This window comes from Niallia sp. Man26, from assembly GCF_022049065.2.
Classification (GTDB): domain Bacteria; phylum Bacillota; class Bacilli; order Bacillales; family Cytobacillaceae; genus Niallia.
Window position 1 is genome coordinate 2,359,774 of record NZ_CP095743.1, and the last position, 23,851, is coordinate 2,383,624.

Annotated in this window: 26 protein-coding genes; 4 read left to right on the forward strand and 22 right to left on the reverse strand. The window is 38.8% G+C overall.

What is annotated here, in order from left to right:
- Nucleotides 1-229: 229 nt before the first annotated feature.
- Nucleotides 230-466, reverse strand: coding sequence for a YozE family protein (locus tag L8T27_RS11905; RefSeq protein ID WP_237941616.1), 237 nt, complete (start codon nt 464-466; stop codon nt 230-232).
- 203 nt (nt 467-669) lie between these two features.
- Here L8T27_RS11905 and L8T27_RS11910 point away from each other — a divergent pair, with 203 nt between their 5' ends.
- A complete protein-coding gene (locus L8T27_RS11910; RefSeq protein ID WP_237941617.1) occupies nt 670-1,758 on the forward strand; it encodes an SGNH/GDSL hydrolase family protein in 1,089 nt (362 codons plus the stop codon).
- A gap of 60 nt (nt 1,759-1,818) precedes the next feature.
- On the opposite strand, the gene msrB is transcribed toward L8T27_RS11910, so the two are convergent.
- The 3 genes from msrB to rsgA form a co-directional block, all read right to left on the reverse strand.
- Nucleotides 1,819-2,244 (reverse strand): peptide-methionine (R)-S-oxide reductase MsrB, encoded by a 426-nt coding sequence (gene msrB / locus L8T27_RS11915; RefSeq protein WP_233313476.1) that lies wholly within the window; start codon nt 2,242-2,244, stop codon nt 1,819-1,821.
- Nucleotides 2,237-2,776 (reverse strand): peptide-methionine (S)-S-oxide reductase MsrA, encoded by a 540-nt coding sequence (gene msrA / locus L8T27_RS11920; protein ID WP_233313475.1) that lies wholly within the window; start codon nt 2,774-2,776, stop codon nt 2,237-2,239. Before msrA ends, msrB begins: the two co-directional genes overlap by 8 nt.
- A gap of 161 nt (nt 2,777-2,937) precedes the next feature.
- Nucleotides 2,938-3,996, reverse strand: a complete 1,059-nt coding sequence (gene rsgA / locus L8T27_RS11925) for a ribosome small subunit-dependent GTPase A (RefSeq protein WP_237941618.1) — start codon at nt 3,994-3,996, stop codon at nt 2,938-2,940.
- 316 nt (nt 3,997-4,312) lie between these two features.
- Between rsgA and L8T27_RS11930 the strand changes: the two genes are divergently transcribed.
- Nucleotides 4,313-5,068: a DUF4397 domain-containing protein gene (locus tag L8T27_RS11930; protein WP_233313473.1), complete on the forward strand. Its 756-nt coding sequence runs from the start codon at nt 4,313-4,315 to the stop codon at nt 5,066-5,068.
- Between the two features lie 37 nt (nt 5,069-5,105).
- On the opposite strand, the gene L8T27_RS11935 is transcribed toward L8T27_RS11930, so the two are convergent.
- From L8T27_RS11935 to L8T27_RS11965, 7 genes are all read right to left on the reverse strand, one after another.
- Nucleotides 5,106-5,684 carry a YpmS family protein gene (locus L8T27_RS11935; protein WP_233313472.1) on the reverse strand — a complete coding sequence of 193 codons (579 nt, stop codon included), beginning with the start codon at nt 5,682-5,684 and terminating at the stop codon, nt 5,106-5,108.
- A gap of 2 nt (nt 5,685-5,686) precedes the next feature.
- Nucleotides 5,687-6,517, reverse strand: coding sequence for an SGNH/GDSL hydrolase family protein (locus L8T27_RS11940; RefSeq protein ID WP_233313471.1), 831 nt, complete (start codon nt 6,515-6,517; stop codon nt 5,687-5,689).
- Between the two features lie 232 nt (nt 6,518-6,749).
- On the reverse strand, nt 6,750-8,309 hold the full coding sequence (locus L8T27_RS11945; protein WP_233313470.1) for an ATP-binding protein: 1,560 nt from the start codon (nt 8,307-8,309) through the stop codon (nt 6,750-6,752).
- 115 nt (nt 8,310-8,424) lie between these two features.
- Complete coding sequence (locus tag L8T27_RS11950; RefSeq protein WP_233313469.1) at nt 8,425-8,583, reverse strand: YflJ family protein; 159 nt, start codon at nt 8,581-8,583, stop codon at nt 8,425-8,427.
- A 117-nt stretch (nt 8,584-8,700) separates the two neighbouring features.
- Nucleotides 8,701-9,543: a DegV family protein gene (locus L8T27_RS11955; protein ID WP_233313468.1), complete on the reverse strand. Its 843-nt coding sequence runs from the start codon at nt 9,541-9,543 to the stop codon at nt 8,701-8,703.
- Nucleotides 9,544-9,729: 186 nt separating this feature from the next.
- Nucleotides 9,730-10,995: a threonine ammonia-lyase IlvA gene (ilvA, locus tag L8T27_RS11960; RefSeq protein ID WP_233313467.1), complete on the reverse strand. Its 1,266-nt coding sequence runs from the start codon at nt 10,993-10,995 to the stop codon at nt 9,730-9,732.
- 125 nt (nt 10,996-11,120) lie between these two features.
- The gene (locus L8T27_RS11965) at nt 11,121-11,822 is read right to left on the reverse strand and encodes a hypothetical protein (RefSeq protein WP_237941620.1); all 702 of its coding nucleotides are present in this window, start codon (nt 11,820-11,822) and stop codon (nt 11,121-11,123) included.
- 121 nt (nt 11,823-11,943) lie between these two features.
- Between L8T27_RS11965 and trhA the strand changes: the two genes are divergently transcribed.
- Nucleotides 11,944-12,567 (forward strand): PAQR family membrane homeostasis protein TrhA, encoded by a 624-nt coding sequence (gene trhA, locus L8T27_RS11970; RefSeq protein WP_233313465.1) that lies wholly within the window; start codon nt 11,944-11,946, stop codon nt 12,565-12,567.
- Between the two features lie 34 nt (nt 12,568-12,601).
- Here trhA and L8T27_RS11975 read toward each other — a convergent pair whose 3' ends face one another.
- The 7 genes from L8T27_RS11975 to L8T27_RS12005 form a co-directional block, all read right to left on the reverse strand.
- Entirely contained in the window at nt 12,602-13,090 is a 489-nt protein-coding gene (locus L8T27_RS11975) for a dihydrofolate reductase (RefSeq protein ID WP_237941621.1), read from the reverse strand.
- Nucleotides 13,087-13,881 (reverse strand): thymidylate synthase, encoded by a 795-nt coding sequence (locus L8T27_RS11980; RefSeq protein ID WP_237941622.1) that lies wholly within the window; start codon nt 13,879-13,881, stop codon nt 13,087-13,089. The genes L8T27_RS11975 and L8T27_RS11980 overlap by 4 nt, the downstream gene beginning before the upstream one ends.
- Nucleotides 13,882-13,959: 78 nt before the next feature.
- Nucleotides 13,960-14,619, reverse strand: coding sequence for an anthrax toxin lethal factor-related metalloendopeptidase (locus tag L8T27_RS11985; RefSeq protein ID WP_237941623.1), 660 nt, complete (start codon nt 14,617-14,619; stop codon nt 13,960-13,962).
- A gap of 218 nt (nt 14,620-14,837) precedes the next feature.
- Nucleotides 14,838-15,416, reverse strand: a complete 579-nt coding sequence (locus L8T27_RS11990; protein WP_233313461.1) for a TerD family protein — start codon at nt 15,414-15,416, stop codon at nt 14,838-14,840.
- 42 nt (nt 15,417-15,458) lie between these two features.
- On the reverse strand, nt 15,459-16,073 hold the full coding sequence (locus L8T27_RS11995) for a TerD family protein (RefSeq protein ID WP_233313460.1): 615 nt from the start codon (nt 16,071-16,073) through the stop codon (nt 15,459-15,461).
- A 63-nt stretch (nt 16,074-16,136) separates the two neighbouring features.
- Complete coding sequence (locus tag L8T27_RS12000; RefSeq protein WP_233314726.1) at nt 16,137-17,234, reverse strand: toxic anion resistance protein; 1,098 nt, start codon at nt 17,232-17,234, stop codon at nt 16,137-16,139.
- An 8-nt stretch (nt 17,235-17,242) separates the two neighbouring features.
- A complete protein-coding gene (locus L8T27_RS12005) occupies nt 17,243-18,886 on the reverse strand; it encodes a YceG family protein (protein WP_237941624.1) in 1,644 nt (547 codons plus the stop codon).
- A 291-nt stretch (nt 18,887-19,177) separates the two neighbouring features.
- Between L8T27_RS12005 and L8T27_RS12010 the strand changes: the two genes are divergently transcribed.
- A complete protein-coding gene (locus L8T27_RS12010) occupies nt 19,178-19,432 on the forward strand; it encodes a hypothetical protein (RefSeq protein WP_233313458.1) in 255 nt (84 codons plus the stop codon).
- On the opposite strand, the gene L8T27_RS12015 is transcribed toward L8T27_RS12010, so the two are convergent.
- Genes L8T27_RS12015 through L8T27_RS12030 form a run of 4 tightly spaced genes read right to left on the reverse strand, consistent with a single transcriptional unit; the run spans nt 19,407 to nt 23,839 of the window.
- Nucleotides 19,407-20,231 (reverse strand): HAD family hydrolase, encoded by an 825-nt coding sequence (locus L8T27_RS12015; protein ID WP_237941625.1) that lies wholly within the window; start codon nt 20,229-20,231, stop codon nt 19,407-19,409. The two genes, L8T27_RS12010 and L8T27_RS12015, sit on opposite strands and share 26 nt — an antisense overlap.
- Nucleotides 20,228-21,340 (reverse strand): cysteine protease StiP family protein, encoded by a 1,113-nt coding sequence (locus L8T27_RS12020; protein ID WP_237941626.1) that lies wholly within the window; start codon nt 21,338-21,340, stop codon nt 20,228-20,230. Before L8T27_RS12020 ends, L8T27_RS12015 begins: the two co-directional genes overlap by 4 nt.
- 5 nt (nt 21,341-21,345) lie before the next feature.
- Nucleotides 21,346-22,701: a phosphoribosyltransferase family protein gene (locus L8T27_RS12025; protein WP_237941627.1), complete on the reverse strand. Its 1,356-nt coding sequence runs from the start codon at nt 22,699-22,701 to the stop codon at nt 21,346-21,348.
- The gene (locus L8T27_RS12030) at nt 22,640-23,839 is read right to left on the reverse strand and encodes an HpcH/HpaI aldolase/citrate lyase family protein (RefSeq protein WP_237941628.1); all 1,200 of its coding nucleotides are present in this window, start codon (nt 23,837-23,839) and stop codon (nt 22,640-22,642) included. Before L8T27_RS12030 ends, L8T27_RS12025 begins: the two co-directional genes overlap by 62 nt.
- Between the last annotated feature and the right edge of the window lie 12 nt (nt 23,840-23,851).

Genomic DNA, 23,851 nt, shown 5'->3' on the forward strand with positions numbered 1-23,851 from the left:
TCGCTGTTTTTCTTATCTGAGATAATATATGCATCATCCTTGCTAATCGCCAATACTCATGTTCTATTTCATTTCGTTTTTTTCTAAATCAGCCATTATACAGGGAATGGACGTTTTGTTAATCCAATATATGTAGCTGACAAACTATTTTAGAATACACTTTAACCAAAACACGGGTTTCATTAAAAAATGGGCAAATAAAAAAGCATTTCGCAAAAAATGCAAAATGCTAATAACGGATTTCCTTTTCTTCTTGAAACAGATACGTTTCCCAAGCTTCATCAAAGATTCTCATACTATCCAAATAATGACCATTTAGCTCTAAATAATTGCTTATTTCATCATAATCAAAGCTGTTTTTTGGGAAGCTGTGATCTAAATAAGCATGATTGGCAAAGTGACTTATGTTATCTTTTGGCTGGGGATGGCGGAATTTCATTAAAAAATGATAAAAAGATTTAGTCATCGTTCCTCTTCCTTATCCGAAATAATATACCGTATACTATACATAACAAGAAATAATGGTGCAAGCATTATTCACTTTTTATAAGACTTCCAATCTATGCCTATTTAACGCTCCTCTTGGTTCCTATTATGTTTAATTCAGAAAAGGCAGGATATAATATAGCATGGCAATATTTAAGAAAGCGGGGAAATACAGTAACTTCTATGAAAAACAAAACTTTTATTCTAGTAATTACCAGTGTATTTGGGATAGCCTTATTTTTGCTGTATTGCCTCTATCATCCCGGCAAAACAAGCTCCAGTACTAAAAACGTCTACGACAAAATAAAGGCAAGTGAACCAGTATCCTATCTTGTAATCGGAGACAGTATCGGAAGAGGTTCTGGTGCGAGCAAGGATCAGACTAAATGGTTTTATTTGCTTGAAGATAAATTATATGACAATTATGGTTCTCCATTAAAACGGAACATGATTGTTCAAAGTGGAGCCACAGCTTTTGAAGGCTTATATAAATTCAAGAATTCCAGTATCCAGAATATTGATCTAATCTTTATCGTCTTTGGAGAAAATGACCGTAAATACATGAATAATGACGTTTTTTATTATTTATACAGCCAGCTTCTTCTCCAAGTAAAAGAAAAATATCCTGCAGCTGAAATCATTACCCTTACAGAAAGCAGTTTAGATAATGAAAATTTTGCAGACGTCATCTCTAAAGTGTCTGGGGAATACCAGGCAACAAATCTTGACATGAGAATTCCATTTCGTAAATCAGGAAAAAGAGCAGAAGAATTAACGAAGGATTTGGTTCATCCAAATGATAATGGCTATCAGCTTTATGCTGAATATATTTACAAGCATTTCAACAAACAGATACAGAACAAGGAAAAGAGTACAGAACTGCCCTTGAATGACTATGCGGCTAAAGCAATCAATATGGTAACCAACAACGATTATACATTTAAAGACAGCTCTTATGTGAAAAAGCAAGGATATTATACTACTGATGATAAGGGTGCCGAACTTGGCTTTACCTTTAAGGGCACCTATCTTGGCGCAAATGTAATAAGAGGTCCGCTGGGCGGCTTAGTTGATGTCTATATCGACGATGAATTTGTAACAAGTATTTCGACATGGTGGCCATTTGAAAAACCAAGGTCTGAGTTTATTGCCGGCGGACTGCCAGATGAAACACATAAGGTAATCTTTCGCTCAGCAGGTAAAGCTTCCTCCCATAACACTTCAGGGTATCACAGAGTGCAGATTTCGTCTGTGATTGTTCAAGACAAATAGTTAACATAAAAAAGGCAATCCTCTAAAACGGATTGCCCTTTTCTTTGTATTGATTAATCTTCAATCAAACAACACTTTGTATTTGCCGTAGCCTTCTTGCTCCAGATCTTCCTTTCTGATGAAACGAAGAGAGGCTGAGTTCATGCAGTATCTTAAGCCTGTTGGATCAGGGCCATCATTGAATACATGGCCAAGATGGGAATCAGATTCTTTCGTCCTAACCTCTGTCCTAACCATAAAGTGACTAGTATCTGTTTTTTCTACAAGATCTTCCTCACTAATAGGCTTAGTAAAACTCGGCCAGCCGCAGCCTGCATCATATTTGTCATTTGAACTGAACAAAGGCTTGCCAGAAATGATGTCGACATAAATACCATCAGCAAATTCGTTCCAATATTCATTATGGAAAGGAGGCTCTGTTCCATTGTTTTGAGTTACTTCATATTGAATTGGTGTCAGTTTGTCTTTTAATTCTTTTTTATTCATGCTTTTCCCCCCAGTTGTTTTTAATAAAAGCAGCTCTTCCTGAGCCTACATGATAGGCGTTATAATGCAGCGAATTTTTTTTGTAGTAATCTTGGTGATAATCCTCTGCGTCATAAAAAACAGATGCCGGAAGTATCTTCGTTGCAATCGGCTTGTTAAATTTGCCGCTTTCTCCTAATGCTTTCTTTGAAAGTTCAGCAAGTCGTTTCTGTTCTTGATTATGATAAAAAATAGCTGTTTGGTAGGATTGTCCTCGATCAAAAAACTGGCCGCCTGGGTCTGTCGGGTCAATCTGCTGCCAATATATATCAAGCAGTTTTTCGTAAGGGAACAATTCGGGATCGAATGTAATCTGGACTGCCTCATAATGACCTGTCGTTTCAGAGCAGACTTCCTTATAAGTAGGATTTTCCTTATGGCCGCCCGTATAGCCGGAAACAACAGAAATAATTCCAGGCTCCTGATCAAACGGCTTCACCATACACCAGAAACAGCCGCCGGCAAATGTTGCTTTTTCATATTGTTTTTCCATACGATACACCTCTATTCCATTTAGTATGTATACTATCTTTTCCCTATAGGGAGTGTAACAACACTTCTTTTATTAGCTTAAACAAAATCGCCTGAGAAAGCAAAAAAGAGGCTTGCTGAATAATAAGAAGGAGTGCATGCCTGCACTCCCCATTCTCATTATTATTTTCGCTTTGCTTTTATCGTTTTTTTGATACTCTTCCATTTCTTCTTCTCATCTGACTGAGCTTTTTTATTCTGCTTTCTGTCAAGATAAGCAAGTTCTCGCTTCATTTTGAAATAGCTGTTCAGGCGGCCTGACTCCAGCTCTCCGTCCTCTATTGCCTGTTTGACAGCACAATTAGCTTCCCCCATATGACCGCAGTCTCTAAACCGGCAATTTTCAGCCAATTCCTCGATATCAGTGAAACTCTCTAAGATACCGGCACTGCTGTTCCACAGCTGCAATTCTCTCATCCCTGGTGTATCAATTAAAACACAGCCATTAGGCAGCACGAGCATCTCCCGGTAAGTTGTCGTATGACGGCCTTTGTCATCGTCTTCCCTAATTGTTTGCACCGCTTGCTTCTCATAACCTAATAAATAGTTCGTTAATGTAGATTTGCCTACACCGGAAGATCCTAAGAGGGCAATTGTTTTTTGCGGCTGCAAGTAGTCGTTCAAAAGATCAAGCCCCCGATTCTCATGGACACTTACCGCGATTACCGGCACACCGAATGCGACTGCTTCAACTAAAGCGACTGAATCCTCTACATTGTTAGAAAGCTCTGATTTAGTAAGGAGAATCACTGGATTAGCGCCGCTTTCCCATGTCAGTGTCAAATATCTTTCGATTCTGCGCAAGTTTAAATCCTCATTCAGAGAATTAACTAAGAATATCGTATCCACATTTGCTGCTACGATTTGCTCTTCTGTAGTCTGGCCAGCTGTTTTTCTTGAAAATTTACTTTTTCTCGGAAGAACTGCCATTATTGTGCCTTTTCCTTCATTAAGCCGCGGCAGCACAGCGACCCAATCTCCTACTGCAGGATAGTCCTCTCTTCCGACAGCTTCAAAGGAAAGTTTTCCTGACACCTCACACAATAGCTCGCCGAATTCCGTAAAAATCCGGTAAATCCTCTTATGCTCTAATGCAACCCGACCTGCAATAATACCCTCTTTATTTAAGTGCGCTAATGCGCTTTTTAGCTCTTCATTGAACCCGATTTTATTTAAATCCATTTTAATCCTCCATTTTTATGCATAATAAAAAACCATAAGCACGTACAGCCCATGGTTTTCACATGCATTCAAATGCAGAATGTAATTCACTTACTTCATAAAGTAAGCGTAGGGCTGTACGATATATGCAATTGCCTTATTTACACAGATTAACTTTTTCATCGTACATCACCCTTTCCGTTATAATTAGTTATAGTATATACCATTTTTTTCTTTTTGTACATATAATTTCCGATTAGAAGATTATTTTTTAGATAGGCACTGTATCATTCGCTTTGCATAAGATGAAGCAAATTGAGCAAATAGGAGTGATACTATGAATAAACAAGGAGACAGCTTTCCCATTCATGAAGCGGGCATGTACAATCTGTTAAGCGATTATTATAAGTATACAAATCCAGAACTTCATATTTACTATTACCAAAAACATCTTCAAAGCCTGAAAATGGCACTTCCGCAAAACATAACAGCAGATACGGAAAGGCAAGCAGAATACGGCAAAATCCGCTTTATCCATGCATCTGTTCAAAAGCCAGCTGTCGATATTTTCATCAATGGAGTAAAAATATTTAAAGAGGTACCCTTTAAAAGCACTACAAATGATATGACCCTGCCAGTAGGCCGCTATCAAATAGACATTTATGAAACAGGGAAGATGGTTGATTCGCTCTGCAGCCAAAAAATCCTTGTAGAAAGTAACATCTATCATACTATTACCTTTTTAGAATCTGCCAATCAATATTTAAAGCTTTACTCCTACCGGGAAGATCCTTTTGTGCATGCAGCTGAAACAAAACTGCGTTTCATTCATCTTCATCCAAAATTACCAGCATTAAATATTGCTGTCCAAAAAGGAGATGTTGTTTTTCCTGGTTTACACTTGAAGGCATCTACTTCTTACTTAGGGCTATACCCGATGACTGTCTATTTAGAAGCGCGAGATGCAGACACAAATAGACAAATTGCAACTCTTCCTCCTTTAACATTAAAGGAAAACAAAGCGTATTCTGCTTTGATTCTTGAAGGTTCCTCAGAGGAAGCTCCCACAGATATCTTGCTTATATCTATATAAAAAAGGCAGAATATCCATTCTGCCTTTTTACAATTGATTATTCCGTTGGCAGGAGCAAGTTGAAGCGAATTCGATTGTTTTCCAAATCAAATTCCTCTACTTCCGCCGCCATACCGTCGCCGATTTTCATATTAGTAAGATGCACATCAATAGTCTCATCATCGGGATTAATATTAACCCATGATGGAAGCTTATACTGATTCTCAATAAATTTCATTACATAGGAAACGGGAAGAGACAGCTGTCCGATACTGATCGATTTCTGTCTTAATGTAAGGTCCCCATTGTCCAATGGAATTGGTTCAAATGTAAGCTTCATTTCTATATCACTGCTAAAGATCGGCAAATAGCCAAAAAGCTCTACTTCGTCATTAAGATTTACTTCATAATGAACAGGCCCATTTAAGCCTTCTTTTTCCAAATAATTGTTGATAAGCAAAGTTAAGTCTTCTTTATTTGTTGTCACTTGAAACGGAATAACATCTTCGTTCTGTGAATCCACCCTGTCTGCCGATTTGTCAGCAGGTAAAAACACAAGGGTGACAAGGACTAACAGGATAATTATATTGATGGTTGCTAATATTAAAAAAGCTGTTTTCCATTTTTTCTTAAACAAACTCATTCTCCTCTGTTTTCTCTATTCAAGCGCTTCATTGCTAATATTTCCCCAATCGCCTCTTCTTTTACTGTCTGATAAATTTCGTCAGCAATCAATTTATAGCCTTTATCGTTCGGATGAAAATAGTCTGTATAAAGAAGGTTTTCAGATGAATCAGCAAAAATGTGTTCAATGGGCACAAAATAAGTATTGTTATATAGAGTAAGAATATTTTCTCCCGACATATTCCATTCTGTCACAATATCATTCATTTCATCCACGTCAGAAAACCATTTTGTAAAGGGATTATAAACACCAACGAGGACTATCGCAGCTTCTTGATTATCTTTGCGAATTTCCTTCAGTATATTATAAAGATTCGTCTCAAATGTCTTCATTTGCCCTGTAAAATCATCGAGCTGCAAATTTGAGATATGATCGCGAACAACTTTCATAATATCATTGCCGCCTATTGTTAAAACAACCATATCTGCATCTCTGATGGAATTCTTGACTTCATCAGATTTAATTTTTTTGAGCAGCTGGTCTGTCCGATTGCCTTTAACACCAAAGTTGCTGATAGTGACGTTCCCTACTCCCTCTTCCTGCTTAAATAGTTGCTGCAGATAAGGGACATAGCCGCCTTTGCCAGTACTGTCACCAACACCCTGTGTCAAGGAATCACCGGCTGCGACAACATTCAAGTCCTCCGATATAAAGCTTTCTGGGACTTCCTGCTTCATGGCTACAACCGTTTCTTTCGAATCATTCCTATGAAAGGAAGTGTTGGTTGTACAAGAAGTAAGCAAAAAAAGCGTTATAATTGAAATCAGTAAGGTAAATGGTCTCATTGGCTAACACCTACCTTTATTGCATTTTTAATCATTATAACATATGGATAAAAGAATGGTTTTTACATTTTTATCCTTCTACCATTAGGCCAAAACTATGCAAATACTTTTTGCCTTTATTGAAAAAAGACCTATTCATTAGGCCTTATATTGTTTTACAGAATGAATGATAGGTAAAAAATAGCTAAAACATTTAGTATGTATGATTGAATAGGCATTTGAAAACAAGCACTTAACTATATAGTGGGATATAAACCTTAAAAGTTGTACCCTTGCCTTTTTCACTTTCGACTTCAATCTTGCCTTTCATTTGTTCAATCATTTGATAGCTGACCATCAATCCCATGCCAGTACCCTTTTCTTTTAAGGAATAAAAAGCTGTTCCTAGTCTGCCTAATTCCTCTTCTGTCATTCCAATACCCGTGTCCTTAATTTCAAAAACCCCAAAACCAGCTTTTTTGTATAAACACACGCTTAACACACCTCCGTTAAGCATGGATTCTATTCCATTTTTAAGAATATTGATCAGCACTTGCTTCAATTCACTGCTGTTTGCGCGTATATAAACCTGCTGGATGTCACGTTCAAAAGTAATGCTTTTCGACATCAATGCATAAGAATGCATTAAGTCAATTACCTTCATGATTAAATCTTCTCCATCGACTTTTTCACTTTGTTCAATTCCAGGCTTCGCTAAAGATAAGTAATCATTAATAATTGTCTCTGCTCTGTTCATTTCTTCAATCATAAGCTTTATGTACATTCGTTCCTCTTCACTAATATGTTCTTTAGCAAGAAATATCTGCAGGAAACCTTTAACAACAGTCATTGGATTTCTTATTTCATGGGCTACAGAGGCTGCTAATTGGCCAATCGCATTCATTTTTTCCGCACGCTGCAGCTCCCGGTGGATTTTCGTGTAGTTCATAATATTGTCCATCTCGTTTAAAGCTTCTTCTACTGAATTCAGCTCAATATCCCGAGACAATGTCCCTAATTCTTTCGAGGTTTTAGAAAGTCTTGTAAAAAGCATAGCAAGCTTTCTAACCATTTCGTTAAGACTGTCGCTGATTGCCCTTATATCGGATGCATGATGGCTGTTTAGCTCCACTTCCAAATTGCCGCTGCTAATCTCCTTAAGTCCCCATATTACCTCTTTTAAAGGCAATAGAAGCTTGCTGATTGCTCTTTTCGTATAGATAAACAGAAGTGCAGCCAAAAACAAGAATAGAACCACAAGCCACAATGACAGCTTGTGAATGCTGCTAAACAAACTATCTGCTGAAATATCCATTCCTATCGCGCCGATAACATTCATGCGCTCGTCTGTTATAGGTATGAATGCAGTATAAATATGGCTGCCATTCTCCTTGCGGAAGCCGCTGTAATCCGGAATTTTTATTAGAGGAATTTTGCTCGTTAACGCTGCACTGCTTGATGTGAAATAGGCTCCATCTTGTTGAAGGACTGACCATTCCTTGCAGGAGGAAGCTTCGTCATATATACAAATATATGTTTGAAGCACTTTTTCTTGTTGGAATGTATAGCTCGATAAGAGGTGTTCCTTATCATCATCACTCATAGAGCCGCTGGCGTAAAACTCCCCATCCGTTAAATGGTGCGCTGCAAAGTTTAACAGACTGTCCGTGTGTTCAGAGACTGCTTTCTTCCACTCATGAGAAGTGATGACATAGATGGATATTATTGCAGCAATTAACAGGAAAAAAGGCATACAAAAAGAGAATAATTGAATTTTATTTAAAAGAGGAAATTGCTTCACTTTTTTCATCATGTTACCCACCAAATCCTTTTAATTCCTTTTTCTAGAAATATAACTAAAAGAATTCGACAGAATTAAACGAAATTCCTCTTATTCCGCTAACTTTTTTTATGAAAGAAGGAGACGTTTAATTGTCCCCTTTCATTTTAGCGAGTTGCTCCTCATATAAATTTCTTAATATATAGACTTTATATAACTCTAATTTTCTTTGTTCTTGTGGATGCCGGTTCAACCCTAACTCTTTTAATCGGGCAACATACCAGCCTTTTGAACCATAATATGCCATTATTCTCTCCCCCTAAAAAAAAGATCCCCTTTACACTATATGTTAATAGGTTATTTCCTATGACCTAAAGCTGTGTACAAAAAAAAGAGATTGATTAATATCAATCTCTAAAAAAAGCTATTCCGCATAATAGCTAAAACCTAAAGCTCCTTGACCTGTGTGTGTGCTAATAACAGGTGTTGTGAAATCAATTTCTATTTTATTAAACCCTGAAACTTTTTCGATTGCATCTGAAAGCATTTTCGCATAATCAAGGCTGTCGGCATGAGTTATGCCTACTCTTTTAATCGTTTTCCCAAAGCATTCCTCCGCGAACGCATTTGCTAAGAACTTTACTGCCTGTGCTCTGCTTCGCACTTTTGTAACGGGTGTGTATACTCCGTCTTCCAAGGAGGCGATCGGCTTAATGTTTAAGAGTGAACCTATAAAGGCTTTTCCTTTACCAATCCTTCCACCTTTAATTAGGTTTTCAAGGGTATCGACGACAACAAATAATTTAGTATGCTTTTTGACATGCTGAATTTTTGCTAATATGTCCTCTTTATCGACACCGTTTTGTGCCATCATAGCAGCCTCAATAACTTGGAAGGATAAGGCTTTAGAAATATACTCAGAATCAATTACGGTAACATCTGCCTCTGTTAGTGCTGCAGCGCTTCTTGCAGAGTCAACTGTTCCGCTCATTCCTCCAGTCATATGGATGGAAATAACCGTATATCCTTCGTCTGCCAATTTATTATACGTTTCAAGAAAAACTCCCACTGGAGGTTGGGATGTTTTCGGAAGGTTTTCTGCTTCCTTCATTTTTTGAATAAATTCTGCTGGGTTTATATCTACTCTATCTAAAAAGGTTTCTCCGTTTATTGATATTGATAACGGGATTACTTCAATGTCATATTTTTCAATTAATTCTGATGCCAAATCTGCCGTTGAGTCTGTAACAATTTTAATCTTTTTCATTTCACACTTCCCTTAGTAAAAATCTTGCCTTTTGTAAAGCGTTTTCTTAAACTAAAATTATACATCATTAGTCCTATAAATGGCAAGCAGAATCCTAAACTGGCAATCTGGCAATAAAACACCGTCTACAACTATATAAAAAACCCCTAATGGAATCAGGGGTTTCTCTAAAAACTGTTAACGCCTTTATACAAGCAAGTTAAACAGGTTTGAATCCTTATTCAGCTCTGTATACGGAAAGCCTTTCAGATCCATTCTTTCAATAAGTCCTTTATAGTCTTCTCTGTGCTTCAGCTCCAAGCCGACTAATGCTGGACCATTTTCTTTATTGTTCTTTTTGATATATTCAAATCTTGTTATATCATCATCAGGACCGAGAACCTCATCAAGAAATTCCCTAAGTGCTCCTGCTCTTTGCGGGAAGTTAACGATGAAATGGTACAACAGCCCTTCATATAATAATGATCTTTCCTTAATGTCCTGCATTCTGTCAATATCATTATTTCCGCCGCTTATAACAACAACAACATTCTTGCCTTTAATCTTGTCCTTATATAAGTCCAACGCTGCGACAGGAAGCGCTCCGGCTGGCTCTGCTACGATTGCGTGCTCATTATAAAGAGAAAGAATCGAAGTACATACCTTTCCTTCCGGAACGAGCAGGATATCCTCGAGCAGCTGTTTACATACATCATAGCTTTTCTCCCCAACACGCTTAACAGCAGCACCGTCAACAAACTTATTAATTTTATCTAGTGTAATAACTTTGCGCTGCAGAACCGATTCTTTCATCGAAGGTGCTCCGGCAGGTTCGACACCGATCATTTTTGTCCCAGGTGAAACACCTTTAATATAAGTGCTTAACCCTGCCATCAGCCCGCCACCGCCGATGCTTGCAAACACATAATCGACAGGCTCCTCGATGTCATTCATGATTTCAATGCCTACCGTTCCTTGACCTGCAATGACATGCTCATCATTGAACGGATGGATGAACGCTCTTTCTTCCTGTGTTGCACATGCGACTGCTTCTTCATAGGAGTCATCAAACGTATCACCTACAAGAACGACCTCTACATTACTTTTCCCGAACATCTTCACCTGCGTTACTTTTTGTTTCGGTGTTGTTGCAGGCATAAAGATTTTCCCGTGCACACCTAAATATCTGCAGGCATATGCCACTCCTTGTGCATGGTTGCCAGCACTCGCACAGACTACTCCATTTTTCATCTTTTCTTTTTCCTGCATGACCATAGAATAAAAGGCCCCTCTTAATTTAAAGGAACGCACATGTTGTAAGTCTTCTCTTTTCAGATAGATATTACAATCATATTTTTCTGACAATCTATGATTTTTTTGTAAAGGAGTATGGGCCACTATGTCTTTAATTCGCTGGTACGCAATCAGAATATCCTCCAACTGCACCGTTTTTTTCATTACATTTTGTTCCATATCCACACCCTCATTTCACAGCTTTTAATTTGTACATTATAACATGACAGAGAAGGAAATCCATCATAATAATTCTAAATTTTTTGTTTTTTCTCTACAAATCAATCGTTGGAATCAGAAAATTTTTATGATTTAAAATACATGTCAAATAGCAATAATGCTAAAATATAGACATCCTGATCGTCATTAACCGTTATTGTATGAACACCACTGACTAGATTGTTTCTTTTGATGCTGCCGACAACTTTATTGTCACACATCATTTTAGCTTCTCCATTGATTGTTCTTGAAGTGATGGTGAATCCTTCCTCACCTAACGTTCCTCTCATGGATTCCTTCAGATGAACAGCATTTTTCAAGTTAAAAACAGTCGCTGCTTTTCCGAACAATTCTCCATTTTTAAGCCAGCTTTCATTGTTTGCCAGTAATTTCTCCCGCTCCCATTCTACGCTATACACATTGTCACCAATCGAAAGTCTAAAGGATAAATACCATGGCGCTTTTCCTTCTATACAGCTGTCTACTACTCTGTGCCAGCGCTTTGTAAATAGGCGCTGATAGACACCCTTTTGCTCTTTTCCTTTAAATAGAGGTTTTGGTGTGTGCAGAAATTTTTGCAGCACATAAATAGACCAGTTCTCTGTGTTAGCCGGTATATAAGCCTGTTCCTTTTTGGAAAGAATGTTCGCAACGATATACAGCACAACAGCAGCAACTAAGGAGAGCGATGCTATCATAATTGTTGTCACATCAATCTGTCCGATGATAAAATACCTGACGACAGTACCAGAGAGTATTAGGAAAAACAGAATATATAAATGCAGCAAAGCATTTCCCCTCCTTTTCTCTTCTTTATGTACGAGTCAAGTAAGCTTTTAGTTTCCATTTTATTGCTTCATTTGTTTTAATTGCTTCAATCCAGTAAAATAAACAAGAAGGAGGGATCGAATGAAATTCTCTGTAAAAGAAGAAATTGCTAACAGCATCACCCATGGAATCGGCTTACTATTAAGTATTCCAGCGCTTGTTTTTTTAATTGTTAATGCAGCTGAAACAGAAAATCCGTGGAGGATTGTCAGCTTTTCGATTTTCGGTACGACCATGCTGCTCCTGTATCTATGCTCGACTCTTCTTCACAGCACAACATATGAAAAACTGAAGGATTTTTTTGAAATCCTGGACCATTCTGCCATCTATTTGCTCATCGCAGGGACATACACACCCTTTTTGCTTGTAGCTATTAGAGGACCCCTTGGCTGGACATTGTTCGGAATTGTTTGGGGACTTGCTGTTGCCGGAATTGTCTTTAAATGTTACTTTGTGAAAAAGTTTATTGTCGCATCCACCATCTTGTATGTTATTATGGGCTGGCTGATTGTTTCAGCGATAGTTCCTTTATTTCAGGCTATCGGAACACAAGGTGCGGTGCTGCTCGTAATTGGCGGTATCCTTTACACAATCGGCAGCATCTTTTATGTACTGCAAAAGACACCTTACTTCCATGCGATCTGGCATGTTTTCGTCTTAGCTGGAAGCTCGTTCATGTATTTTTGTATCTTATTTTATGTATAAAAAAACCAAATCAGCAGCTGATTTGGTTTTTTTCTTAGCTTTTTCGTTCATAAACAAGGAAGCGGTAATCATAATCATTCTGTTCATTTCTAATCCCTTTTTCTTCACTGATAACACGCCATTCATTCCAGTCAATTTCGGGGAAATAAGTATCTGCCTCAAATTCACCACTGATTTCCGTTATGTACATTCTGTCTGTAATTTCAAGCGTTTCTTTAAATATTTCTGAGCCGCCAATAATAAAGATTTCCTCATCCTTCGTTGCCTGCCAACTATTGAATTCAGCAATGGAATACAGAACGGTACAGCCTTCACAAGAATAGTGCCTGTCTCTTGTCAGTATAACGTTTTCGCGATTAGGCAGATTCCGCCCGATAGAATCCCGCGTTTTTCTACCCATGACTATAGGATGTCCTGTTGTTACTTTCTTGAAGTACTTTAAATCTTCCGGCAGATGCCAAGGCAATTGGTTATTAAACCCTATTGCCTGCTTGTCATCCATCGCTACGATCATGGAAATCATACACTTACCACTCCTTTAATATGAGGATGTGCTTCATAGTTAACTATTTCAAAATCTTCATATTTGAATGAGAATATATCTTTCACATCTTTATTCATCACAAGCTGCGGCAGCGGCTTTGGTTCTCTAGTAAGCTGAAGCTCAACTTGCTCGATATGATTATTGTAAATATGAACATCACCGAACGTATGAATAAACTCTCCAACCTCAAGGTCACATACTTGGGCAATCATATAAGTCAAAAGTGCATAGGACGCAATATTAAACGGCACCCCTAAAAAGACGTCAGCAGAACGCTGATACAGCTGACATGAAAGCTTTCCGTCAGCTACATAAAATTGAAACAGACAATGACATGGCGGCAATGCCATATCAGGTATGTCGCCGACATTCCATGCACTGACTATCATCCTGCGAGAATCAGGATTGTTCTTAATTGTGTGAATTAATTCAGCTATCTGATCTATTGTGCTGCCGTCGCGTGCGGTCCATGATCTCCACTGATGTCCATACACAGGGCCAAGATTTCCGTTCTCATCTGCCCACTCATTCCAAATTCGCACATTATTGTCCTGTAAATATTTAATATTTGTATCTCCATTTAAGAACCACAACAGCTCATGAATAATCGAACGCAAGTGGAGCTTCTTTGTCGTAATCAGCGGAAATCCTTCTGCCAAATCGAAACGCATTTGATATCCAAATGTACTGACTGTGCCAGTTCCCGTGCGGTCCTCTTTCTTTGTTCCCGTCGTCAAGACATGCCTGCATAGATCTAAATATTGCTTCATTTATTCAACATCCTTTTCCTGCTAAAATTTCTTAGTTAATGCTGGCAATCTGTTTGTAAGTTAAAGGTGCCAGCTCCTTTAATGTTTCCTTCGTTGAACCCCCAAATAATACATGGCAAAGGTTTCGGCAAAATATTCCTCTGGATAGTTCAAAAAATATTGGCTGTACGGAAACAGCGTTGCTTTCTCCTTATTCCAAGCAGCGGTAAAAGCTTCCGTTTTACTATAATAATTCAAAACCTTATAGTCAATGGAATGGGCAAGCTCATGAAACTCCAAATTAACGGAGCCATGCCCGCTGCCCTTTGGGCTCGCTCCAATTTTTACAAGCACTGTTTGGCCGCCGCCGATTCCTGGGACATCATCCCACGTTTTTTCGGACCGATAGCCTCTTGGTACAATTCCGGCAAACTGTTGTGCAGTTGGATTATCTGTCAGCTTCCCCGTAAACAGCTTCACTTTTATGCCTTTTTTCTCGATTTTCTGCAGAAGTGACTGCGGCAGTCTATTTATACGTTTCGCAATTGCTGCTGCTTCTTTCTGGTCAAAGGCTGGTTTTGGCAGCAAAATAATATTTTGCAGGTTCGTTTGTTCAGATTGAGTCAGCTCTCCCTTAATAATGGACTGAACTGGAAAATCCTTTAGAAATATGCCATCTATGTCTTGTTGAGAATTCCCCATAAGGAAGGAGACTATGCCAATCATAAAAAACGGCATAAATCTTCTTATATGCTTCATCCTTTTCTCCCCATCTTTCTTGCGATGTCTATACATTATGTTTGAGGTTCAAGCAGATTCCTAAATTAATAATCTACTAGATTATAGCATATATTAAATCGTAAGAGAGCAGTAAAGGATATTGGAAATACCTTCAAAAAAAACCTTTCAAACAGAACCAATGAAGGCTTCTATTCTGAAAGGCTAACTTGTCGTTATTAACTTACCATAACTTTTCTTTAAACGTCGAGTCCATAGTTGCGGCATAATGCAGCAAGTCCGCCTGAGAAGCCGCTTCCGATAGCATTAAACTTCCAGTCACCATTATGTTTGTACAATTCACAAATAACGACTGCTGTTTCCACAGAGAAATCCTCTCCCAAGTCAAAGCGAAGAATTTCCACATTTGTTTCTTCATTAACGACTCTGACAAACGCATTGGAAACTTGGCCGAAATTTTGGTTTCTTGAATCGGCATCATGAATTGTTACAGCAATGCCTACTTTTTCTACATGTGCAGGCATCTTAGAAAAATCGATGACAATTTGCTCATCATCTCCGTCTCCTGCGCCTGTCCGGTTGTCGCCTGTATGCTCGACACCACCGCTCGGATGTGCAAGGTTATTATAGAAAATGAAGTCCACATCATTTACTACCTTGCCGTTTGCATCTGCCAAAAAAGCAGATGCATCTAAGTCAAAATCAACTCCGCCGTCATAGCGGTTCGTATCCCAGCCTAATCCGATTACCGCTCTAGTTAAGCCCGGGTTTGTTTTTGTTAAGTCGATTCTTTGTCCTTTAGATAGATTAATGGACATCCTTTTCTCCTCCTTTTTTCTTCTGGTTAAAGCTACTATTCCTTAAGAATAAGATTTTACGACTTCACCAAGACTGCCAGCAGATGTGCCAGATCCGATAGCGCCAAACTTCCATTCTTGGCCGTGTCTGTAAAGTTCACCAACAATCAAGCTTGTCATCCCATTATAATTATCTGTCAAGTTATAGTGAAGCATAGTATCGTTTGAGCTTGGATTAACAATGCGGATAAAGGCATTTTGAATCATGCCGAAATGCTGTTTTCGTTTGATTGCATCATAAATATTAACAACAAATACAAGCCTATGAACAGATGCAGGCACTCGGCTCAACTCTACGAAAACTTGCTCGTCATCCCCTGCACCGTCTCCAGTCAAGTTGTCGCCGGAGTGCTGCACACTGCCATCTCTGCTCTTTAAGTTGCCAAAGTAAATAACATCACTGTTGCCCTTTACTTTCCCGTTCTCATCAAGCATAAGCACAGATGCATCACAGTCGACATTTCCGCCAGAACCGCCGCCGCCGAACAAGGAGCCAAATAAGCCGCCGCCACCCTTTTGCTGAACAGGATCCCAGCCTAGTCCTACCATAATTTTTGATAAACCTGGATTGCCTTTAGTCAAATCAACTTTTTGTCCTTTTTGCAGATTGATTGCCATATTGTCCACCCCTATGTATTTGTTTTTTTTATATAGTAGGGCAGAAATGTTCTGCCCTTATATTTAGCCTTTTAATTTCATTTGCTTGAAATTGTTTTGCAGCTGCTCGAGTTTTTTTGTGCCTTCTTCACGAAGTCGCTTATTCTCTTCCTCGATAGACTTTGTCTCCTGCATACCCTTCATTATGATATTCCAAGACTCTTCGATTGTCTCAATCTTAATGCTCGGCGCACCTGCCAGCCTTGCGATATCAACACTTTGCTGAGATATGTTCTGCGCATTTCGGACAAGCATCTCATTTGTACGGCGGTCAAGCTCGCTCATACTGTCTGCTACAAGCTTCTGTCTTTTAGCGGCAACAGCTTGAATCAAACCATTTTTGAAGATTGGAATTGTCGTTACAAATGCAGAGTTTATTTTACCTATCAGCTTCGTATTTCCCCGCTGCAGCAATCTGATTTGCGGTGCTGTCTGCAGGGCAACCATTTTAGCCATTTCCAAGTCATACACGCGTTGGTCGATAAGCTCGATTGCATTGCGCAATGTATCGAGCTGCATGGCTGCAAGCTGATCGCCTTGAATTGCTTTTGCTTCAATTGGAGGTAGCACTTCCTCTTTCAGCTGGTCAGATTTCATAGCACCTGCAACAGCATACTTCTCGAGTGTTAAGTAATACTGATAGTTTTGCTCATACATATTATCGAGCATATTTGTCGACTCGACCATCTCATTTTGGTACTTAGAGATTTCGACATATACTTTATCAATTTCCTGCCCCATAGACTGGTACTTGCCGAATAGCTTCTCCATTAATTTTTCGCTTTTCTTAAATAGCTTCCCGAAAAGTCCTTTTGAGGATTGTTCAAAATCCTTCTTATCAAATTTATCCATGATTCTGCCGAGCTGTTTCAAAAGTTCACCCGAGTCTTCAACTTTTGTCATTCTCATATTCCCTAATATTTGATCAGAGAATTTCGAAATTTGGACAGCAGGCTCTTTTCCAAACTCCAATATTTGAATTTGGTCTCTTTCGTCAATCGATCTTGCCAATTGCTGCACTTCAGGCTCATTTCTTAACGAAAGCTTGATTTCAGAAACCTTATTTTCCGTTAACACATCTATCACTTGATGTTCATTACTTGAAGAATTAGATGATTGCATATTCACTGCTAATCTCCCCTTCTATTTTTTTTGAAGCCGTTTAGAATCATTTTCTTAAAGAATGATTCTTCCTTATATTCCATATCGAAAACAACATCCTCCAGCCAGTGAGCATCATAGGAGCCTTCTTGAATGAATGTCTCCATATCTGAATGACCTGGCGGATTATAAACGATAATATCTACACCGAATGAATTCAGTAAAAGCAATATAGCCGCATCTTCCCTTGTGAACAGACCGTTAAGCTCTGTTTTGTAGAGAATGACACTCGGCACATCCTGTGAATAGTCAAACTTCTGAAGCAGCTTCAGGATATCTGCAGGAATAATCAGCCCTTGTGTAAACAGAAATATAGCTGCTTCCTCTTCTGTCTCATTCGGCAAAAGCTTCAGCTGCGGCTTATCGCATATTGTGCGTATGCTTGAGGCAATTCCCTTTTGCAGCCCTAGCGGCAAGCGGCTATAGTTCCAGTAATTGGCTGTCATCATTTTGTTAATATCTAATTTCCCTTCTCTGTCGAGGGCACTTCGGTAGTGGAAACGGTAATCGCTGACAACAGCTCTTGTAAACGGGAAATTCTTGATTAAAAGAGCATGGTCGACATTTACAAGACTATGCATCCGATCCCAGTATTCCTTTCTATTGCTGCTTACACCAAATACTTTAGCAAAAATAGTTGGAATTTTCACTACTCCATTGCTGACTTCAAAGTTAGGGCGAATCATTGCTTTTTCTTTCTCCAACAAAAAAAGCTCATCATATGTCGTTTTTAAGGTGACAGAAGTAGGAGTATAATCCCTTAGTTGCCATGGTTTATATAGGCCAGAACCTTCATGATTAAGAATGCTTTCAATTTCTTTGGACGCTCTGTACGCAACCGTTGCCGTTCTCCGCCGTTTTTCAGTTGGAAACTCTTCTGCCTCTTTTGCTTGCGGATATATATGTGTAAAAGCCGGCTGTCCTTCACCGGATATTTGTGTGAGGATGTCATCACCATTTGGACTGACGACCACTAAATCACAGCCTATTGTAGCCAAGTATGTCAAAAAATAAGCCTGGCTTTTGCTGCCTGTCCCGTACCACAAAAATTGCGGCAGCCGATCTTCCTCTCTGCACGCTTCAAGACTCGGTTCAAGATGATTGATGGACCATTTAATGACATCGACAAGAATTCTTCGCAATTCGCTGCTTTTTAAGCCACTCGGCTCTGCTTCTGCAAATCGCTCCAAAACCTTAATCATCCCTTCCCTTAATTTCCTATGAATGGACGGGACTTGAGATTTCAACAGCAAATTCTCTCCATCTAAAAAAGCGACAAAGCGATTGACCGAAAGATTTTGTTCTTGCAGCAAATTCAGCACTCTTTGAATCGCCTGAAAATGCTTGTTGTCAAGCACCCTATTCAAGTGATGGTTGCTGATAAGCACAAGCCTGCTGTCATCTTGACTGACCCAATCATACAGCTGGTTGTAGTATTCGTCTTCATCCATCGGAACGCCAAGCAGCTTTACAAGCACTTGTCCGAATGTGATGACACCATTTTCTTCTTTATAGAGCGGCCTGCTTTTTGGCGGCTGCTGCAATGTTGTATACCAGTTTTCCATTGATACAGGAAGTATCTGCCCATTCAGCGTGTGTAAATTAACATTCATTTTCCCACTTCCCTAAACGAACTGCTCTGTTAAATATGGCCTTGTGATTTGAAAAGGCTTTATATGTATCATAGCAAAAGTATATAGATATTGCTAAATATTTACCGTATATAAATTAGTACGTTTACTAGTCTAAAAAGTTTCATATTTTTTAAGCACTGCTTAACTTTCTAGCCTTCCAAGCAATATCTTTTGGGCTTTATATACCTATGTTCAATCCTTTTTAACGTCTCACCATTTTGAAGCAATTGCATATTATACAGTAAATCTAGGCTAAGCAGGTGTTATAATATGAGATCATTATATCGAAAAAAGTCTTATCATGAACTCGAGTCAGAACTGGAACAATTGGAGCAAGTTATAAGTTCCAAAACCTATCTTTTCTTTGATTTGTTTTTTATCAGTTTAATAATCAGTTTTGCCATAAGTGTGACCTTCAAGTCTCTTTTGCTAGGAATATTCACCTTTTTTATTTTTTATTCTGTTTTTATTGGCATCTATCGCTTGCTTTCCAAATGGTTTAAAGATTCTCCAACAGAGGAGTAGCATTCCTCTTATAAAGCCGGTGCACCGTTTCGATGATTTCTTCACCAGCATCAGCACCAGAGAAATTAGTAAGATTATAACGATTAGCATCTCGCACTTCGTCTGCTAATTCACCATGCTTTGGCATCCAAGCATGAGTACAAGCATCCAGTAAAGGAAAATCAAGGAGAGAGTCTCCTGCCCCTGCTGTAATTTTGATGCCTTCTCTTTTTTGGATAAATTTTACGGCTTCTCCTTTACACACAGGTGCTGGCATAAAATACAGCTTTCGCCCTTGCAGGGAAACCTTCCAGCCATTTTCTGATGCTATCCTTCCAATCAGTTTTTTCGTCTCAGAAGTTATTTGCTGTTCTAATATATAATAAAAGAAGAGATCATCTGCTATTTTCATAGAACCAGGTAAGGCTTGCCCGTTGACTAATTCCATCAGTTTTTCTTTTTCAATACATTGCTCTGCAAGCTTTACCTGAACTTCTTTCGTCCAATCTGACAATATTTCTCCTTTATAATGGATATTCGCACCATTGGAGGTCACACTGTAGGTGATTGGAATGTTCTCTTCGAAAATAAAGATACGCTTATATTGCTCATACGTTCTTGTCGTCACAGGCACAAATTGCAGCTGAGATGCAAGCTCCTTTAATTTTCTTAGTGCATCTGTCTTCATATAGGAGATATAGTTTCCCTTTAATCTTTCAACAGGTACCATGCTTTCATTTAATGGAGTTCCCATTTCAGACAGAGCGCGTTCTGAATAAATCAAGGTTCTGTCTAAGTCTGACGCGAACATCATCATCATTTAGCACCAACCTTTTTAATAAGACCGCAGCATGTATAGCTCATTTGAGGATATGGAATGATTTCCACATTTCGTTCTTTTGCAAGCAAAACAATATGGCGCACATATGGGCTACTTGGGTCTTTCATGAGAATTTTCCACGGAACTCTCCTTAAAAGCACCCTAGTCGTCTCTCCGACTCCTGGCTTTACGTAATTAACTGTTTCAATTCCGAAAGATTCTTTCATTTCGAGGACTTCCTTCATTCCCTTGAAAGAAACTTCCTCTTCTTTTATAACATCCGAAATTGCCTGCTCCAATTTTTCTGTATCAATATGATGAAACTCAGAAGTGATTTCTTCCAAATACTTCTCTGAGACGTCATATTCTGTTAGTTCTTCGTAAAATTTTGCACCATGGAAATCTGACTCACCTATATAGGCATCATTCAGCACGGTTCTGCTGATAAGACCAGAGACTGTTGAATTTAAACATGCGCTTGGAATTAGAAAGTCCTCTCTTGTTCCATATAAATTTGTGCAATGCCCAGGGTCTGCCACTACAGCGAGTGCATCATCAAGCTCATATCCGTTGCTGTCTTTGAATTCAGCTAGAGATTTAGTTAATTCGATGGAAATGGCTCCTTTGCCTGTCCAGCCATCGATAAATTGAATATTGCCCTCAGGATGTGTTTTTAGGATGTACAGAAGAGCATTTTCGTCAATCCCTCTGTCTCTGATGATGGAAATGCTATAATGCGGGAAGCTCATGCTGTATTTCTGCTCTAAGTAACGTTTAATCAATATACCGATCGGTGTTCCTGCCCTAGCTAAAGAGACAAGCACCGTATTATTGCCCTTTTTTCTGTAAATCTGCTCAGCAACAACAGCAGTGCAAAAGGCAACCTTCTCCTTATATTCATCCAGAGTTTCCCAAAAAACTTGGAGATATTTTTCTGGAGGATTATATTCCTTCGGCAGCGTTTCACTGTAATGCTGTCCACCCTGAATGCGGCGCTCCCGCTCCTCTGTATCGCCTTCTAAATTTAAGCTGCTTAAATCCTTTAACAGAAAAACAACATCTTCCTCTTTATAAGAGCCAAACTTTTTTAGATCGGTCTTTTCCATCATATACACTACCTCCCACTGCAATGCACCACATTTATTTTTTTTACTCCCGTTTCTTTAAGCTTTGCAAGCAAGAGCTGAAGCTTATCTTCTTCCACTTTTCTCTCAAAGAATATAAAAATATCATCGTATGCATAAGACGGAATATTGTATAAATAATGGTCTATATGCTCATCTTCAGGGTTTAGAAAATGGATGGCTGTTTTGGCTCCATAATGGTTTTCATTATGAGGATAAATCGGGCTTCTCGTGCTGGATTGGTAGGAAACACCCTGTCCCATTAGACTTGCAATTTTCATTGGAATATACATAAACTCGCCAGTTCCAATACAGAGTGTTTGGGTGCCAAGTCTCTTTTTAGCCAAGTAATCAGCTGCTTTATCCATCCAGTGATTTTCACTTGAAAGAAGTCCGAATCTTCCAGTATCCCCTAAGTAATAGCCAGGATTTTCCTTGCCTGCTAATGTTCGTGAGTAATAAGGAAGCTGGCTGTTTTTCGTAAAATCATCAAGCGAAATAAACTCCGTCTCCACATTATCCGTGATTAAAGGATTTGTTTCCTGTTGAATATCTTCGATTTGCAGCGCTCCTTCAAGACTGAATTCTCCCTTTAATAGACTCACAATGCGAATATTAATCTTGAGCTCCTGCTCTAACTGTTTTAGCTTTTGGTCATTTTCTTTGCTGCGCCAATCCAGAATGGAGACAATTGTATACTCTTTCCGCGGGAATTTCCCCTGAATATCCTTAATAATATTAATGGCAGTCTTTCCTGTCGTCAGTTCATCATCAACAAGAATGACTTCGCGAGTATTATCAAGCATGGAAACATCTATATAGCAGCGATGAGACGTAGCATGGGAGTGCTCCTCCTCAAAAGAAATTATCGATTCCATGCCTTCTACTAACTCCCGAGTCGTGTGAAAAAAGGACGCATGTTGAAATGCTTTATAGAAACTGTGGCCCAGTGCAGTTGCTGTTTCGGCAAACCCGATAATAACAGGATCAGCCGTCTCCTTCCTGATGAAAGGGGCATCCTGAAAATTCGCAATGGAATGATGATAGCAGTCAAGCAATTCCTCTCTTTTTGCAGATAGACTATCTATCTTTAATTCTTCATATCTGGCAGCAAGCGCGAAACCCGTCCATAATCCAAGCTGTGGCTTAATCGGAATATGTTTTCCTAATAGCCTGCTGACAAACAAAAACGACCTTTTTTTATTGATTCTTGCCGCCATTTGAAATAGTTCTTCTGCATGCAGCTCAAATGGATTTTCCTTTATTTCAATATGCATCTTTAAATCATTTAGAATTGGCAATAAAATTTTCTTGTTTGAGTAAGTCAATGTATGTAAATTCTTCATGGAACACCCCATAAACTCTAGATTTTAGCATGATTTTCTGAGCCCAATAGAAATGGGGCTTTATTTCATTCATTTTATTGGAGAAGGAGCTTTTCATTACTCCAATCTCTCCATTACTGCTTGCAATTATATTTGCCGCGTCCAAATATTCCTCATAGCTGACAACATTTAACGCTTGTACAGGCTTAATATGGGTTGGGTGAATGATTGTTTTTCCTGTCAGGCCATTCGTAATGTCCATCAGTACTTCTCTAATCAAGCCATCCATATGCTTATCAATAAGCTGTGTTCTCATCTGCATGCCTGCCTTGCCGTATCTTTTTCTAAATGGCGTTTCCCGCAGCTGTGGTATCAGCATTCTCTCTTTGGAAGAAAAGTACTCCCAAACTGGTCCTGAAACAACATATGGACTGTCAGCGCGTAAAAATACATTGATGATATCTGTGATGCAATCGCGGATAATGGCCACATCATACACCGTTGTATCACTGTTTCTCCGAATGCCATAAAGACCGCAAAAATCAGTCGCTCCAATGCGGACATTTAAAATAAGATGTTTATATGTATCAAGAACTTTTTTAATCGATAACAGTTCTTCGAGCCTAGTCTCTTTTTCTATTATTTTCTTCGTTTCTAGTATCGGCATTGCATACAGCAAAATCCCCTTCGTATTATAGGAATCCAATTCTTGTAAAATGATGCTGCCAATTTGGGCATCAAACTTAGGAATCACAATACCTGTCAGCAAATGCATACAATCTTTAAGAGCGTTCATCAGCCGTAAAAACTGGTCAACAGAGCGAATTCTAATAAAAATCATTGGCATTTTGCTTTTCACTAATATTCCCTGCTCTATACTTGCCTTTATGTTAAGCAGCTCTTCTTTTAATTTCGCTTCTGCAAGCTCTACTTCATGATCACCGATAGAATCTTCTAAGCATATAACCATTGATGTTAAGCCGGGATGCTTGTTTATCAGAAGATCATGATAAATATTTGGTCTAGTTGCAGGCATATACAGGGTGGAGGCAAGGGCATAGGATAAAATCTCCTTATCAGAAGTTATCGACAATTCCTCAGGCTCCTTATAAAAAAGCTTTTCAACAAGCTGATTATTTAAATCGGAAAATAATTTCATTTCAGTAACTCC